At 56.2% G+C, this 16,819-nt stretch carries 12 protein-coding genes and 2 tRNA genes; 12 read left to right on the forward strand and 2 right to left on the reverse strand.

The features are described from left to right. Window positions 1-59: 59 nt before the first annotated feature. The 3 genes from gltX to BQ9846_RS01995 all read left to right on the forward strand — a co-directional run bounded on the left by gltX (window position 60) and on the right by BQ9846_RS01995 (window position 1,804). Window positions 60-1,550 carry a glutamate--tRNA ligase gene (gltX, locus tag BQ9846_RS01985; protein ID WP_075878938.1) on the forward strand — a complete coding sequence of 497 codons (1,491 nt, stop codon included), beginning with the start codon at window positions 60-62 and terminating at the stop codon, window positions 1,548-1,550. A gap of 65 nt (window positions 1,551-1,615) precedes the next feature. After that, window positions 1,616-1,691 (forward strand) — tRNA-Ala (locus BQ9846_RS01990). Between the two features lie 37 nt (window positions 1,692-1,728). Next, window positions 1,729-1,804 (forward strand) — tRNA-Glu (locus BQ9846_RS01995). Window positions 1,805-2,206: 402 nt separating this feature from the next. Here the strand turns inward: BQ9846_RS01995 and BQ9846_RS02000 are convergent. Both BQ9846_RS02000 and gltA read right to left on the reverse strand, forming a co-directional pair. After that, window positions 2,207-3,088 carry an NAD(P)-dependent oxidoreductase gene (locus tag BQ9846_RS02000; protein ID WP_210433158.1) on the reverse strand — a complete coding sequence of 294 codons (882 nt, stop codon included), beginning with the start codon at window positions 3,086-3,088 and terminating at the stop codon, window positions 2,207-2,209. Between the two features lie 103 nt (window positions 3,089-3,191). After that, window positions 3,192-4,478, reverse strand: a complete 1,287-nt coding sequence (gene gltA / locus BQ9846_RS02005) for a citrate synthase (protein ID WP_075878939.1) — start codon at window positions 4,476-4,478, stop codon at window positions 3,192-3,194. Window positions 4,479-4,967: 489 nt separating this feature from the next. Between gltA and sdhC the strand changes: the two genes are divergently transcribed. From sdhC to sucD, 9 genes are all read left to right on the forward strand, one after another. Further along, window positions 4,968-5,345 carry a succinate dehydrogenase, cytochrome b556 subunit gene (sdhC, locus tag BQ9846_RS02010; RefSeq protein ID WP_210433159.1) on the forward strand — a complete coding sequence of 126 codons (378 nt, stop codon included), beginning with the start codon at window positions 4,968-4,970 and terminating at the stop codon, window positions 5,343-5,345. Then, on the forward strand, window positions 5,339-5,686 hold the full coding sequence (gene sdhD, locus BQ9846_RS02015; RefSeq protein ID WP_075878942.1) for a succinate dehydrogenase, hydrophobic membrane anchor protein: 348 nt from the start codon (window positions 5,339-5,341) through the stop codon (window positions 5,684-5,686). Before sdhC ends, sdhD begins: the two co-directional genes overlap by 7 nt. Window positions 5,687-5,689: 3 nt before the next feature. Further along, entirely contained in the window at window positions 5,690-7,462 is a 1,773-nt protein-coding gene (sdhA, locus tag BQ9846_RS02020; RefSeq protein WP_075878944.1) for a succinate dehydrogenase flavoprotein subunit, read from the forward strand. Between the two features lie 27 nt (window positions 7,463-7,489). Then, entirely contained in the window at window positions 7,490-8,200 is a 711-nt protein-coding gene (locus BQ9846_RS02025; RefSeq protein ID WP_075878945.1) for a succinate dehydrogenase iron-sulfur subunit, read from the forward strand. Window positions 8,201-8,599: 399 nt separating this feature from the next. Next, on the forward strand, window positions 8,600-11,434 hold the full coding sequence (locus BQ9846_RS02030; protein ID WP_075878947.1) for a 2-oxoglutarate dehydrogenase E1 component: 2,835 nt from the start codon (window positions 8,600-8,602) through the stop codon (window positions 11,432-11,434). A 38-nt stretch (window positions 11,435-11,472) separates the two neighbouring features. Beyond that, window positions 11,473-13,062 (forward strand): 2-oxoglutarate dehydrogenase complex dihydrolipoyllysine-residue succinyltransferase, encoded by a 1,590-nt coding sequence (gene odhB / locus BQ9846_RS02035; RefSeq protein WP_075878949.1) that lies wholly within the window; start codon window positions 11,473-11,475, stop codon window positions 13,060-13,062. A gap of 82 nt (window positions 13,063-13,144) precedes the next feature. Further along, window positions 13,145-14,584 carry a dihydrolipoyl dehydrogenase gene (gene lpdA, locus BQ9846_RS02040; protein WP_075878951.1) on the forward strand — a complete coding sequence of 480 codons (1,440 nt, stop codon included), beginning with the start codon at window positions 13,145-13,147 and terminating at the stop codon, window positions 14,582-14,584. A gap of 161 nt (window positions 14,585-14,745) precedes the next feature. After that, window positions 14,746-15,912 (forward strand): ADP-forming succinate--CoA ligase subunit beta, encoded by a 1,167-nt coding sequence (gene sucC / locus BQ9846_RS02045; protein WP_075878953.1) that lies wholly within the window; start codon window positions 14,746-14,748, stop codon window positions 15,910-15,912. Beyond that, complete coding sequence (gene sucD, locus BQ9846_RS02050; RefSeq protein WP_075878954.1) at window positions 15,912-16,784, forward strand: succinate--CoA ligase subunit alpha; 873 nt, start codon at window positions 15,912-15,914, stop codon at window positions 16,782-16,784. The genes sucC and sucD overlap by 1 nt, the downstream gene beginning before the upstream one ends. Window positions 16,785-16,819 lie beyond the last annotated feature (35 nt).

Raw genomic sequence — 16,819 nt, forward strand, 5'->3', positions numbered from 1 at the left:
TTGGGTGCGTATAATGACGCGACGCCAAATCAAAAGACGCTAAGGCTAAGGAACGATTAATGACCGTACGCACTCGCATCGCACCGTCTCCCACGGGCGACCCTCACGTTGGCACGGCGTATATTGCCCTGTTTAATCTCTGTTTTGCGCGTCAGCATGGGGGCAAGTTCATTCTGCGTATTGAAGATACCGACCGCGTTCGCTCCACCGCCGAGTCAGAACATATGATTTTAGATTCGCTGCGTTGGCTGGGCGTCGAGTGGGATGAAGGCCCTGACGTTGGCGGCCCTCATGGCCCCTATCGCCAGAGCGAGCGAGGCGAAATTTACGCGCAGTACACTCAGCAACTGCTCGATGCCGGCCATGCCTTCAAGTGCTACCGTACGGCCGAAGAGCTCGACGCATTGCGCGAGGCACGCAAAGCCGCCGGTATGCAGTTGGCGCTTAAGCCTGCGGACTTAGCGTTGGATGCACAAGAGCAGCGTCGCCGGGAGCAGGAGAATTGGCCCTATGTCGTCCGTATGCAGGTGCCCACCGATGGCGTGTGCGTGGTGCAGGATATGCTGCGTGGCCGCATTGAGGTGGAGTGGGCGCAGGTGGATGCGCAGATTTTGCTCAAATCGGATGGCATGCCGACGTACCATCTGGCTAATGTCGTCGATGATCACTTGATGGGCATCACCCATGTGCTACGTGGCGAGGAGTGGATCAACTCAGCGCCGAAGCATCAACTGCTGTATGAGTACTTTGGCTGGGAGATGCCCGCGCTGTGTCATATGCCGTTGCTGCGCAATCCGGATAAATCGAAGCTCTCCAAGCGCAAAAACCCGACATCGATCAACTACTATCGCCGCATGGGCTTTTTGCCGCAGGCAGTCACCAACTATCTCGGTCGCATGGGGTGGTCGATGCCCGATGAGCGTGAGAAGTTCTCGCTCGATGAGATGATGGCGTCGTTTGATATCCAGCGCGTATCGTTGGGCGGCCCGGTATTCGATCTGGAAAAATTGACGTGGCTAAACGGTCTCTATATACGCGAGGACCTCGATGACGAGGCCTTTTTACAAGTGCTACGTGATTGGGCATTCAATGAAGCGTATGTGCGTCAAATCCTCCCACAAGTGAGGCCGCGCGTTGAAACGCTTTCCCAGGTGGCGCCATTGGCGGGCCATTTTTTCTCAGGGCTCCCCGCCATTAATGAAGCCTCCCTCGAAGCGGTAAAATTGGACAAAGAGACGCTCGTCAAGCTGCTGCAGTTTTTGACCTGGCGTTTTGAAGGTGTATCGGCGTGGCACAAAGACGCGCTGCTTGAGGAGGTCAAAGCGCTTGCCGCGCATTTTGATTTAAAAATGAAGGCGTTCTTGGCGCCGGTATTTATCGCGATTACCGGTAGCGCTACGAGTACCTCGGTGATGGATGCGATGGCCATTCTGGGCTCGGATATGACCCGCGCGCGACTGCGCCATGCCATCGAGGTGCTGGGCGGCGTTTCGAAAAAGCAGGCCAAACGTTTTGAGAAAGAGTACCGCGAACTGCCATCTGTAGAATAAACGCCATTTCGGTATTGACGAAGCGGAGCGTAATCAGTAATATACGCTCCGTCTTCACGACATGTGGGGCCTTAGCTCAGCTGGGAGAGCGCAACACTGGCAGTGTTGAGGTCAGCGGTTCGATCCCGCTAGGCTCCACCAATCTTATCTTCAATGCACTCTCTGCATTGCGCGATACGTCCCATTCGTCTAGTGGTCTAGGACACCGCCCTTTCACGGCGGTAACAGGGGTTCGAACCCCCTATGGGACGCCATCCTTTACTCAGTCTTAATGTGCTCATTCTCCTCTGCCGAGGCTTGCTCGCGGCAGGCATTTTGCGTGCTCACAGCGCCTGTCGCTAATGTGGGTATCTTGACGCTGAAATGGCTTCAGGCGTAAAAAATCACCCATACAAGGCCTTTTTGGGCTTGACTTGTCCACTCTTGCTGTTCACGAGACAGGGTTGTGCACAACAGCCTGAATCTTCGTATAAAAATAGCCTAACTTATTAAATTCCTTTAAAAACAATAAGTTAAAGTAGGTCAAAAAATAACCAATCTAAGGCTAACCCGCTGAGAATGGCGCTTCTGAGACGTTTTCTAGCGGTTGTGAACAGGGTTATCCACAGAAGGTGTGGAAAACCCCGTTCAAGCCGCAAAGGGTAAAAAGTCAAGCGTTATTCGGCTTTACGCAGCCGCTTTAGAAGCGATGAGGTGTCCCAGCGGCCGCCGCCGATTCGCTGGACATCGGCGTAAAATTGATCAACCAATGCCGTAACAGGAAGCGTTGCCTCTAAGCGGCGCGCTTGTGTCAGGCAGATATCCAGATCTTTGCGCATCCAGTTAACCGCAAAGCCATGTTCGTACTCATCGGCAATCATGGTTTTGTGTCGGTTTTCCATTTGCCAGGAGCCCGCTGCACCCTTGGCAATCACGTCGATGACTTGCTGTTGGTCAAGACCTGCCTGCTCGGCAAAGTGCAAGCCTTCGGCGAGCCCCTGCACCAAACCGGCGATACAAATTTGATTGACCATTTTGGTGAGCTGGCCGCTACTGGCGGCGCCCATTAGCGTCACGGCGCGGGCGTAAAGATCCAGCACGGGGAAGGCGTGATCAAAATGGGACTTTTCGCCGCCGCACATAATGGTGAGTGCGCCGTTTTCCGCGCCTTGCTGCCCGCCCGAGACCGGTGCATCGATAAAACCGACCTTCCTCTCACGACAAGCGGCGTCGAGTTCTAGCGCGAGATCGGCGGACGCGGTGGTGTGATCCACCAGGATGCTGCCGCTTTCCATGCTGTGCAGTACGCCTTCGCCGCCGGTGGTGACTTGGCGAACATCGTCATCGTTGCCCACGCACACAAGCACGAGATCAGCGCCTTTGGCCGCCTCTTGGGGTGTGGTATGGGCGCTGCCGCCATACTCCTTGACCCAGGCATCTGCCTTGGCCGCAGTGCGATTGTACACACGGGTGATAAGCCCCTGTTGGGCTAAGTGGCCCGCCATGGGATAGCCCATAACGCCTAAGCCGATAAATGCCACGGTAGAGATGGTGCGCATTGGATGTTCCTTTTACGAGAGGTCGAGTCAACTTTGTAGCATACGCAAAAGGCCACCCGAAGGTGGCCTCTATTATTTAGCCGGCATAGGAAGCTGCCTGGGCTTATTTTACGGGGTAATCACGCTGCTCGTAGCCGGTATACAGCTGACGCGGGCGGCCGATTTTATAGCTATCGCTGAGCATTTCATTCCAGTGGGAGATCCAGCCAATCGTACGCGATACCGCAAAAATCACGGTGAACATGTTGGTCGGGATGCCCATGGCTTTGAGGATGATGCCGGAGTAGAAGTCGACGTTGGGGTAGAGTTTGCGTTCAATGAAGTAGTCGTCTTCCAGGGCGATTTGCTCAAGGCGCTTGGCGATTTTGAGCTGCGGGTCATCGGCCATGCCGAGTTCGGCCAAGACTTCGTCGCAGGTCTCTTTCATTACTTTGGCGCGCGGGTCGAAGTTGCGATAAACGCGGTGACCGAAGCCCATCAGTTTGAAGGGGTCGTCCTTGTCTTTTGCTTTATCGACAAAGCGCTGAATGTTCTCTTCGGACTCGTCGCCAATTTCATCGAGCATCTTGAGTACGGCTTCATTGGCGCCGCCGTGCGCCGGGCCCCATAGGGCGGCAATGCCGGCGCTAATGCAGGCAAACGGGTTGGCGCCGGTAGAGCCGGCAAGACGCACGGTAGAAGTGGAGGCATTCTGCTCGTGGTCGGCGTGGAGCATAAAGATGCGATCCATCGCTTTGGCGTATACCGGGTTGACCTTGTACTCCTCGCACGGCGTGCTGAACATCATGTAGAGGAAGTTCTCTGCATAATTCAAGTCGTTGCGCGGGTAGTTAAAGGGTTGGCCAACGTTGTACTTATACGACATCGACGCAATGGTCGGCATTTTGGCGATCAGACGAATGGCGCTGATGACGCGATCTTCTTCTTTGGTGATGTCCATGTGGTCGTGGTAGAACGCGGCCAAGCCGCCGACAACGCCGCATAGGATGGACATCGGGTGAGCATCGCGACGGAAGCCCTTGAAGAAGTTGTTGATTTGATCGTGAACCATGGTGTGGTTACGGATCCGCGACTCAAAGTCCGCGTACTGCTGGTCGTTGGGAAGATCGCCAAACAGTAGGGTGTAGCAGAGTTCTATAAAGTTAGACTCTTTTGCCAGCTGATCGATAGGGTAGCCGCGATGCAGCAATACGCCCTTGCCACCATCAATATAGGTAATGGCAGACTGGCAGGAAGAAGTGGCCATAAAGCCGGGGTCGTAGGTAAACAGGCCCTTCGCACCTAAGCCGCGGACGTCAATGACGTCGGGGCCAAGTGTGCCAGAGTACATGGGTAGCTCAATCGGCTCGTCTAGGCCATCTACCGTCAATGTTGCTTTCCTGTCAGCCATAATGGCCTCCTTTCGAATTCGGTTTGGGACGTAAGGTCGTTATTTCGCTTAACCGCGCCGGCGAAAAGGCTCGCCCACTATAGAATCGTGCGACAAATTGTCAATTAGCCTAAACGCTAGTTTGGTTTTGACAAGCTTGTTACCTTGAATAAAGTTTGTATATGATTGCTTTGTTGCGTTGGAATAGGTGGATGTTAACGGTGTGGAAGTTGCAAGGCGTGTGATGTGATTTCCATTACCTTTCCACTATAGCGATGCTGCAGCGCAAAATCGACCGGCGGAGGCGCCAATTTCTTGCACAATGGTCGAGTAACGCCTTAGTTCGGTTTGTCAGCGGGGGCTAAGGTTCTTATAATCCTCGGCGCGCGACACCGGCAGGTAAGTGGTCGTGCCCGACTTGGCAACGGCCGAGCCCCTTCCAGCAATCACTGCCCGCTCGGGCCATGCCCGACCTGTCGCAGAGCGGGCCAAAAGAGTGTGTATAAAGCCGTGAATAGCAAACGACCCGTAAACCTAGACCTATCGACGATACATTTTCCACTTCCGGCATTAACATCGATCACACACCGCATCACGGGTGTCATCCTGTTCGTTGGCCTGATCTTCGCTTTTTGGGCGCTGGGTAAATCCCTCTCTTCGCCCGCCGGCTTCGACGCTGTCAGCAGCGCCCTGGCTCATAATTTTCTAGCGAAATTGATCGCGTGGGGATTGCTATCGGCTCTCGCCTTTCACTTTGTAGCGGGCATCAAGCACCTGCTCATGGATGCCAATATCGGTGTCACCCTTGAAGGCGGCGTGAAAAAAGCGCAGATCACCGTCGTGATCAGTGCCGTTCTGATTATTTTGGCAGGAGTTTGGGTATGGTAACTAACATCACAAGTTTCGGCCGTAGTGGGCTGTCCGACTGGTTGATACAGCGCGCCTCCGCCGTGGTGCTGGCGCTTTATACGATTTTTATCGTTGCCTATCTCCTGTTTAATCCGGGCCTGGATTACTACGCCTGGAGCGGATTGTTCGCCCAAACGTGGATGCGGATCTTCTCTCTGTTGGCCTTTATTTCACTGGCAGCGCACGCCTGGGTCGGCCTGTGGACCGTGACAACCGACTACATCAAACCCACCGCCATGCGTGTCGGTGTCCAGATGCTGATCATTCTGGCCATCTTCATCTTCTTGGTTTGGGGCATTCAAATTTTGTGGGGAGCTTGATCCATGTCTAACTTACGTAGCCTGTCATTTGACGCCATTATCATTGGCGGCGGTGGCTCTGGTTTGCGCGCCGCGCTGGAACTGGCGAAGTCGGGTAAAAAGACCGCCGTTCTATCGAAAGTATTCCCGACCCGCTCTCACACCGTTTCAGCCCAGGGCGGTATCACCTGCGCAATTGCTTCTGCCGACCCACAAGACGATTGGCGCTGGCACATGTATGACACCGTTAAAGGCGGCGACTATATTGCCGACCAAGACGCTGCGGAATATATGTGTTCTGAAGGCCCGAAAGCGGTTTTTGAACTGGAGCACATGGGCCTGCCGTTTTCACGCTTTGATAACGGGCGTATCTATCAGCGCCCGTTTGGTGGCCAGTCCAAAAACTTTGGCGAAGGTGGTCAAGCCGCACGCACCTGTGCCGCTGCTGACCGTACCGGTCACGCGCTCCTGCATACTCTCTACCAGAACAACCTGAAGAACAACACCACTTTTTTGAACGAGTGGTATGCGGTTGATTTGGTCAAAAACGCCAACGGTGACGTGGTGGGCTGTATCGCCATGTGCATCGAGACCGGGGAAGTGGTCCACGTTAAGTCCAAGGCAACCGTACTGGCCACCGGTGGCGCGGGCCGTATCTACGCCTCCACCACCAACGCGCTGATCAATACCGGTGACGGTATCGGCATGGCGCTGCGCGCGGGCTTCCCGATGCAGGATATGGAAATGTGGCAGTTCCACCCGACCGGTATTTACGGCGCGGGTACGCTGGTGACCGAAGGCTGCCGTGGCGAAGGTGGCTACCTGATCAACAAAGATGGCGAGCGCTTCATGGAGCGTTACGCGCCAAACGCCAAAGACTTGGCGGGCCGTGATGTTGTCGCGCGCTCCATGGTCATGGAGATTCTTGAAGGTCGTGGCTGTGGTGAGAAGGGCGACCACGTCTTCCTGAAGCTTGATCACCTCGGCGAAGAGGTGCTTGGCAAGCGCCTTCCGGGTATCGTTGAGCTATCCAAAACCTTTGCCCATGTTGACCCAGCCAAGGACCCGATTCCGGTCGTGCCGACTTGCCACTACATGATGGGCGGTATTCCGACCAATGTTCACGGTCAGGCCATCATGCAAGATGAAAAAGGCAACGACCAGATTGTCAATGGCCTGTTCGCTTGCGGTGAAGCGGCGTGCGTGTCGGTTCACGGTGCCAACCGTCTGGGCGGCAACTCGCTGTTGGATCTGGTGGTATTCGGTCGCGCGGCGGGCATGTTTATTGAGAGTGCGCTGAACGAAGGGATTGAGTACCTCGATGCTTCTGAGTCCGACATCGAGTCTGCTATGAAGCGCATGACGCGGTGGAACGAGTCAGAAGGCGGCGAGAGCATTCCCGAACTCAAAGCCGAGCTGCAAGACATCATGCAGACCTCTTTCGGTGTATTCCGTGAAGAGAAAAATATGCAAGAAGGTGTCAAAAAGCTCGCCGATCTGCGCTCTCGCATTGACAATGCTCACCTTCCGGACAAATCCAATGCCTTCAACACCGCGCGTGTGGAAGCGTTGGAGCTAGATAACCTAATGGAAGTGGCTGAAGCCACCGCGATTGCCGCATTGGAGCGTAAAGAGAGCCGTGGGGCGCATTCGCGCTACGACTACCCGGATCGCGACGATGTGAACTGGCTGAAGCACTCGCTCTACTTCCCAGCGACCAAAGAGCTGAAGAAACGCGATGTGAACTTCAAGCCGAAGACCGTTGATACGTTCGAACCCAAGGTTCGTACCTACTAAACTCCGCACTGACGAGAGGGAGTCATAATGTCCAATCTTCAGGTATCCGTATACCGTTACAATCCGGAAACCGACTCCGCGCCTTACATGCAGGAGTTCCAGGTCGACACTAAGGGTCGCGATCTGATGGTGCTAGACGTACTGCACCTGATGAAAGAGCAGGATAGCGCCCTGGCATTCCGCCGTAGCTGCCGCGAAGGTGTCTGCGGTTCTGACGGCATGAACATGAACGGCAAAAACGGCTTGGCCTGCATCACGCCGCTGTCCGACGTGGTAAAGGACAACAAGCTAACGCTGCGTCCGCTGCCGGGTCTGCCGGTAATTCGCGACATGGTCGTGGATATGGGGATTTTCTATAAGCAGTACGAGCGCATCCAGCCTTACCTGCAAAATGATGAGCCGGCTCCGGCTATTGAGCGTCTGCAGTCGCCGGAGGATCGCGACAAGCTCGACGGCCTCTACGAATGCATTCTCTGCGCGTGCTGTTCGACCTCTTGCCCGTCGTTCTGGTGGAATCCGGATAAGTTTGTGGGCCCGGCGGGTCTGTTGCAGTCTTACCGCTTCTTGGCGGATTCACGCGATAAAGCGACCAGTGAGCGCCTGACGGATTTAGAAGATCCGTTCTCGGTGTTCCGCTGCCGCGGCATCATGAACTGTGTGGCGGTGTGTCCGAAAGGGCTTAACCCCACTCGTGCGATTGGCAAGATCCGTGAGATGCTGTTGGCCGAGGCGACCTAAGAAAAAGCGAGTGCCACTTAAGTTGCGCATCACTGCCACTTAAATCGAAGCGCTTCGCTTGTTATCATAGGGGGAGTCGACGGGTGCGGCGGTGAGTCGCACCCGTCGATCAGCCAAGTTTAAAAGCCGGTGCCGCGAGTACCGGCTTTTGAGCATGGACTGTTTAGCTAAAAGCGTGTTAAGCAAGAAAAGCATTCGCAAGAACGCAGTATCAAAACTGCGGCAGTATGCAGAACAAGCAGTAAATTGAGAACGCGCAGTAGTTGAAAAGTAATAAGGGCTTCCGGCCACGGGTCGGCGCCGCCGGCAAATGTCCCGCCCCGCCGGCAGGGCAATAGCGTTGTCGCCGCGTTGTGTGGCGATACCGATACCACCCCATCAGTGCAGGGTGACCGAGAGATGCAACAAGGCATAATGGAGTTGATGTGGCGTTCCTCTCACGTTAGTGGTGGCAATGCCCACTACGTGGAAGCGCTTTACGAGCAGTACCTCGATGATCCCAATGCTGTCCCCGAGGAGTGGCGTAACTATTTTGATACGCTACCGCGTCCCGAGGGCAGTGCCTCCCACGATGTACCACTTAGCCCGATTCGTGATCAGTTCTACCAGTTAGGGCGTGAAACACGTCCCGGCCGGGTAGCGGCCACTGCCGACAGTGGTGAAAACAAAAAGCAGGTGAAAGTCCTGCAGCTGATTAACGCCTATCGCTTCCGTGGTCATCAAAAGGCCAATATTGACCCGCTAGGACTGCGAAATCCCACCCCCGTTCCGGATCTTGATCTCTCCTTCCATCAGCTTTCAAAAGCCGACTTGGACGTTGAGTATCAAACCGGTTCTTTCTTTTTAGGTATCGATAAAGCACCGCTGCGTGACATCGTTGACGCCTTGGAACGGACGTATTGCCGCTCCATTGGCTGCGAAATCATGCACATTGTCGATACTGAAGAGAAGCGCTGGCTTCAGCGTCGCTTTGAATCGGTGCGTAGCGCGCCGAAATTCAGCGACGACGTGCGCAAGCACGTGCTAGAGCGCTTGACCGCCGCGGAAGGATTGGAGAGCTACCTCGCGTCCAAGTACCCAGGCACCAAGCGTTTTGGCCTGGAAGGTGGCGAGTCGTTCATCCCCATGGTGGACGAGCTTATCCAGCGCGCCGGGGGTTACGGCACGAAAGAAGTCGTGATTGGCATGGCCCACCGTGGCCGTCTTAACCTGCTGGTCAATATCCTGGGTAAAAACCCCGCGGATCTTATCGACGAATTCGACGGTAAGCGGACGATCGAGCGTGGCTCCGGTGACGTAAAATATCACCAAGGCTTTAGTTCCAACGTGATGTCGCCGGGCGGCGAGGTGCATCTCGCCCTCTCGTTTAACCCGTCGCACTTGGAAATCGTCGCACCTGTGGTGGAAGGTTCAGTACGTGCCCGTCAAGATCGCCGCGATGATCCGGTAGGCGATAAAGTGCTGCCGATCAACGTGCACGGTGACGCGGCGTTTGCCGGCCAGGGCGTGGTGATGGAGACATTCCAGATGTCTCAAACCCGGGCGTACAAAACCGGTGGCACCGTCCATATCATCATTAACAACCAGGTGGGCTTTACCACCTCCCATCCGGAAGATGCGCGCTCGACCGAGTACTGCACCGATATCGCTAAGATGGTTCAGGCGCCGATTTTCCACGTTAATGGCGACGACCCCGACGCGGTTCTGCATGCGACCCAAGTGGCCCTGGATTACCGCCAGCAGTTTAAGAAAGACGTGGTGATTGACCTGGTGTGCTACCGTCGTCGTGGCCATAACGAAGCGGATGAGCCCTCCGGCACCCAGCCGATGATGTACTCCAAAATCAAGCAGCACCCTTCATCGCGCACCCTCTTTGTTGAACGCCTGATAAAAGATGGTGTCGTCAGCGAGGACGATGCCAAAGCGATGGTGGAGAAGTACCGCGAAGACTTGATGGCGGGGAACCACGTTGCAAACGCGCTGGTGCAAGAGCCCAACACGTCGCTGTTTGTTGACTGGCAGCCGTATATCGGCCACGAGTGGACCGGGCACACCGATACCACGGTGGATATGAAGCAGCTGCAAAAACTGGCAGCGAAAATGTGCGATATCCCCGACGGGGTCGAGGTGCAGCGCCAAGTCGCCAAAATCTACGATGATCGCCGCAAAATGCAGGCAGGGGGGCTGGCGCTCAACTGGGGCTTCGCCGAAACCCTGGCGTACGCCACCCTGCTTGACCAGGGGCACCCGGTGCGGATTACCGGGCAGGACGTGGGCCGCGGTACCTTCTCGCATCGCCATGCCGTCATTCATAACCAAAAAGATGGCAGCACCTATACGCCGCTGCAGCATATCGCCGAAGGGCAGCCACGCTTTACGATCCATGACTCCTTCTTGTCAGAAGAAGCCGTGCTAGCCTTTGAGTATGGCTACGCCACTACCGCGCCGAACGACCTGGTAATTTGGGAAGCGCAGTTTGGTGACTTCTTTAACGGCGCTCAGGTCGTCGTGGATCAGTTCATCTCCTCGGGTGAAACCAAGTGGGGACGGCTGTGTGGTTTGACCATGTTGCTGCCGCACGGTTACGAAGGGCAGGGGCCTGAGCACTCTTCCGCGCGTTTGGAGCGCTTCTTGCAGATGTGTGCCGAGCACAACATGCAAGTCTGTGTGCCCACGACACCGGCGCAGATTTTCCACCTGCTGCGTCGTCAGGTGATTCGTCCGCTACGCAAACCGCTGGTGGTCATGTCACCCAAGTCCTTGCTGCGCCATAAAGAGGCGATTTCTAGTCTGGATGACCTGGCGTATGGCAAGTTCCATATGGTACTGCCCGATCAAGCCGATCTGACGCCTGAAAACGTCACGCGCGTGATTCTTTGCGCGGGCAAGGTCTACTACGATCTCGTCGCCTGGCGCCATGATAACGAGCGTACCGATACGGCTATCATTCGTCTTGAGCAGCTCTATCCTTTCCCCAAAGAGGAGCTACTGGAAGCGCTTCAAGCGTATACCCAGGTGGAGGACATCGTCTGGTGCCAGGAAGAGCCGCTCAACCAGGGCGCTTGGTACCCCAGCCAGCACCATATGCGGGCCGTGGCTGATATGCTCAAAGAGGGCTTAGGCGGCAAGTTGAAGTTCGCTGGGCGACCGGCTTCCGCTGCACCGGCGGCAGGCTATATGTCCGTTCACACTGAACAGCAGCGCCAGCTGGTGGAAGACGCGTTTAACCTATAAGCGCCCACCGGATTTAAAGAATCTATAAGGGAAACGACATGGCTACCGAGATCAAAGCGCCAACCTTTCCAGAGTCCGTTGCCGAAGGCACTGTGGCGGCTTGGCATAAAAAGCCGGGCGACAGCGTCGAGCGTGACGAGCTGATTGTTGAAATTGAAACCGACAAAGTGGTGCTTGAAGTTGTCGCACCGGAAGCGGGCACACTGACCGATGTCACCGCCGAAGAGGGTGACACCGTTGAGTCCGAGCAGGTGCTAGGCAAGATCGGCGAAGGCAGTGCCTCTGGTGGCAAAGAGGAGAAGTCTTCCGGCGACGACGATAGCGCTAAAAAGTCAGACGCGTCTGAAGACAAGAAAGACAAGAAAGAAGAGAAAAAGTCCAGCGGCGGTAGCGACAGTGGTAAGCAGCACGAGGTGAAGGCGCCGACCTTCCCCGAGTCCGTGCAGGAAGGCACTGTATCCACCTGGCACAAGAAAGTCGGCGAGGCGGTCAAGCGCGACGAAGTGCTGGCCGATATCGAGACCGACAAGGTCGTGCTCGAAGTGGTAGCTCCTGCAGACGGCGCGCTAACCGATATTAAGGCTGAAGAGGGCAGCCAGGTGGCATCCGAGGAAGTCCTGGCGATCTTTAGCGAAGGCGCGGGTAGTGACGCGGGTACGACCGCCGACGCTGAGCCCGCAGCGTCTGCCGATGATGGCGCCAGCGACGAAAAGATCGGCGACAAGATTCTTGCGCCGGCGGCGCGTAAGCTCGTGGCCGAGCATGATCTCGATGTTAACGCCATCGAAGGCACCGGTAAGGGTGGCCGCATCCTCAAAGAGGACGTTCAACGTGCCGTCAAAGAGGGTAGCGCCAAGAAGGCCGCGAAGCCGGCGGCGGGCGGTAGTACCCAGGCTGCAGCTACGGCAGCGCCTGCGGTTGAAGGCGAGCGCCCCGAGAAGCGCGTGCCAATGAGCCGCTTGCGTCAAACCATCGCCAAGCGCTTGGTGCAGGCGCAGCAAACCGCTGCGATGCTCACCACCTACAACGAGGTGGATATGGGTGCTGTGATGGATTTGCGCGCCCAGTACAAGGATACCTTCCTTAAGGCTCACGATACCAAGCTCGGTTTCATGGGCTTCTTCGTCAAGGCGGCAAGCGAGGCGCTCAAGCGTTTCCCCGATGTCAACGCCTCCATCGACGGCACCGATATCGTCTACCACGGCTATCAGGATATTGGTGTAGCGGTTTCCACCGACCGTGGCCTGGTCGTGCCGGTGCTGCGCGATACCGACAGCATGAAGATCGCCGACGTTGAGAAAACCATCGTCGACTTTGGTAAGCGTGCACGTGACGGTAAGCTTGGCATCGACGAAATGCAGGGCGGCACCTTCACCATCACCAACGGCGGTATCTTCGGCTCCTTGATGTCCACGCCGATCATCAATCCGCCGCAAACCGCTATTCTGGGGATGCATAAGATTCAAGAGCGTCCGATGGCGGTCAACGGCAAGGTCGAAATTCGCCCGATGATGTATCTGGCGGTCTCCTACGATCACCGCATGATCGATGGCAAAGATGCGGTACAGTTCTTGGTCACCATCAAAGAGCTGCTGGAAGATCCCGCGCGTCTGCTGCTGGACGTATAAAACGCCCAACCATGCATACACGCTCAATCGCACTTAGCCTTCTCCTCACAAGGGAGAAGGCAACCAAGCTAAAGGAGCCAACATGGCTGACAAGTTTGATGTGATCGTTATCGGTGCCGGCCCCGGGGGGTATGTGGCGGCCATTCGCGCGGCACAGCTCGGGTTAAAAACAGCCTGCGTCGAGAAGTGGATCGGTAAAGAGGGCAAGGTGGTCCACGGTGGCACTTGCTTGAACGTGGGGTGTATCCCTTCAAAAGCGCTACTGGAAGCCTCGCACAAGTTCGTTGAAGCCAAGCACGACTTCGACGACATGGGGATTGAGGCGGGCGACGTCACCATGGACGTCAAAAAGATGATGGCGCGTAAGGACAAGATCGTTAAGAACTTGACCGGCGGTATCTCGGGCCTGTTCAAGGCCAACGGCGTTACCGCGATTGATGGCACAGGTAAAGTCATCGCCGGTAAGCAGGTTGAAGTTACCGACGCAGACGGTAATGTCACGAAGTACGAGGCCGATAATATCGTGGTCGCCGCGGGTTCCGTGCCGGTGGAAATTCCCCCCACGCCGCTGACGGAAGGCTTAGTTGTCGATTCAACTGGCGCGCTGGAATTCCAAGAGGCGCCCAAGCGCTTGGGCGTTATCGGTGCCGGCATTATCGGTTTGGAACTTGGCAGCGTATGGAGCCGCCTCGGTTCTGAGGTCACCATGCTGGAAGCGATGGACACTTTCCTGCCCATGGTTGACAGTACCATTGCCAAAGAGACCCAGAAGCTGCTCAAAAAGCAGGGCCTGGATATCCGCCTAGGCGCCCGCGTCACCGGCTCGGAAACCAACGGTGATGAAGTCACCGTCAAGTATACCGACGCCAACGGTGAACAGGAGATGACCTTCGACAAACTGATCGTTTGTGTCGGTCGCCGTCCTTACACCAAGGGCGTGATTGCCGATGACGTGAAGATTGAGCTCGATGAGCGCGGCTTTATCTTTGTCGACGATCAGTGCCGTACGAATATCCCCAGCGTTTACGCGATCGGTGACTGCGTACGCGGGCCCATGCTGGCACACAAAGCGTCCGAAGAAGGCATTATGGTGGCGGATATCATCGCCGGGCATAAAGCCGAGATGAACTACGAGACCATTCCGAGCGTCATCTATACCTTCCCGGAAGTGGCTTGGGTCGGCATGAACGAGCAAGAAGCCAAATCCAAAGGGATCGAAGTCAAAACCGGGACCTTCCCGTTTGCGGCGAGCGGTCGCGCGATGGCCAACAACGCCACCGAAGGCCAGGCGAAAATCATCGCCGATGCGGAAACCGACCGTATCCTGGGTATGCATATCGTCGGCCAGCACGCGGGTGAAATGATTGCCCAAGGCGTGATCGCGATGGAGTTTGGCTCCAGCGCGGAAGATTTAGCGCTCACCTGCTATGCACACCCGACCATGTCGGAAGCCGTGCATGAAGCTGCCTTGGCGGTGGAAGGCCATGCGATTCACATGGCAAACCGCAAAAAGCGTAAGTAATACAATGCTGTAACAACAAAGCGCCACCAGCCGGTGGCGCAACGCTTTCGGCCATGCCTCTTTTCGTTCGTTATGAGAGACAGGAATCGAAAGCACGGGGATGGGGAGCACGCTAATGGCTTGCCATCATTCGAGTCACATGCAACCAATGGCATGAATCGATGAACCTTCACGAGTATCAGGGCAAACAGCTGTTTGCCGATTATGGTCTACCAGTGTCCAAAGGCTTTGCCGTGGACACTCCCGAAGAAGCAGTAGAAGCGTGCAAAAAAATCGGCGGTGACATGTGGGTCGTTAAAGCCCAGGTTCACGCCGGTGGCCGCGGTAAAGCGGGTGGCGTTAAGCTGATCAAAGATCCGGCCGAGGCAAAAACCTTTGCCGAGCAGTGGTTAGGCAAGAACCTGGTGACGTATCAGACCGACGAAAACGGTCAGCCGGTCACCAAGATTCTGGTTGAGAACTGCACGGACATCGCCTCCGAGCTTTATCTCGGTGCGGTGGTTGACCGCACGACGCGCCGTGTGGTCTTCATGGCCTCTACCGAAGGCGGCGTGGAAATCGAGAAGGTTGCCGAAGAAACACCGGAAAAGATTCTCAAAGCCGAAATCGATCCGCTGGTCGGCGCACAGCCCTACCAGGCGCGTGAGCTGGCGTTCGCGCTGGGCCTTGAAGGCGACCAGGTGAAACAGTTCACCAAGATCTTCCTGGGCTTGTCCAAGCTGTTCCACGACAAGGATCTGGCACTGCTTGAAATCAACCCGCTGGTGATCACCGACGAAGGCAACCTCCACTGCCTCGACGCCAAGATCAACCTCGACAGCAACGCCCTGTACCGTCATCCGGACCTGCAGGCGATGCGTGATCCGTCGCAGGAAGACGAGCGCGAAGCCGAAGCGGCCGCGTGGGAGCTTAACTATGTCGCGCTGGATGGCAACATCGGCTGCATGGTCAACGGCGCAGGCCTTGCCATGGGTACCATGGACATCGTTAACCTCAACGGTGGCAAACCGGCCAACTTCCTCGATGTCGGCGGTGGCGCGACCAAAGAGCGCGTAGCGGAAGCCTTTAAACTGATCCTCTCCGACGACTCCGTTAAGGCCGTATTGGTCAACATCTTCGGCGGTATCGTGCGTTGCGACATGATTGCCGAAGGCATCATCGGTGCCGTTGAGCAAGTCGGCGTCAATGTACCGGTCGTCGTGCGTCTGGAAGGTAACAACGCCGAGCTAGGCAGGGAAAAACTCGCGTCTAGCGGTCTGAATATCATCGCGGCTACCAGTCTGACCGACGCGGCTCAGCAGGTCGTTAAAGCGGCGGAGGGCAAGTAATGAGCATCCTGATCGATAAGAACACCAAGGTCATCTGCCAGGGCTTTACCGGTGGCCAAGGCACGTTCCACTCCGAGCAGGCGATTGCCTACGGTACGCAGATGGTCGGCGGTGTCACGCCGGGTAAAGGCGGCCAGGAGCATCTGGGCCTGCCGGTTTTCAACACCGTGAAAGAAGCAGTGGAGAAGACAGGCGCGGAAGCCAGCGTTATCTACGTGCCGGCACCGTTTTGTAAAGACTCGATCCTTGAAGCTGCTAATGCCGGCATCAAGCTGATCGTCTGCATCACAGAAGGCATCGCCACTCTGGATATGCTCGAAGCGAAGGTCAAATGCGACGAGCTGGGCGTACGCCTGATCGGCCCGAACTGCCCCGGTGTGATTACCCCGGGTGAGTGCAAAATCGGCATCATGCCGGGCCACATCCACCAGCCGGGCCGTGTGGGTATCGTGTCGCGTTCAGGCACCCTGACCTACGAAGCGGTCAAGCAGACCACCGATCACGGCTTTGGCCAGTCCACCTGTGTGGGCATCGGCGGCGATCCGATTCCGGGCTCCAACTTCATCGACATTCTCGAAATGTTCGAGAACGATCCGAAGACCGAAGCGATCGTGATGATCGGTGAGATCGGCGGTACGGCGGAAGAAGAAGCGGCGGCTTACATCAAGTCCAACATCTCCAAGCCCGTTGTCTCCTACATTGCCGGTGTAACCGCACCTCCCGGCAAGCGTATGGGGCACGCCGGCGCGATTATCTCTGGTGGTAAAGGCACCGCTGATGAGAAGTTCGCCGCCCTAGAAGACGCCGGTGTCAAAACCGTGCGCTCTCTGGCCGAGATTGGCGATGCACTGAAAGAAGTGACCGGCTGGTAAAACGCGTCGCGTTAAGGCTGAACAGAAAAGGCGTC

It is taken from the genome of Vreelandella massiliensis (genome assembly GCF_900155385.1).
Classification (GTDB): Bacteria; Pseudomonadota; Gammaproteobacteria; order Pseudomonadales; family Halomonadaceae; genus Vreelandella; species Vreelandella massiliensis.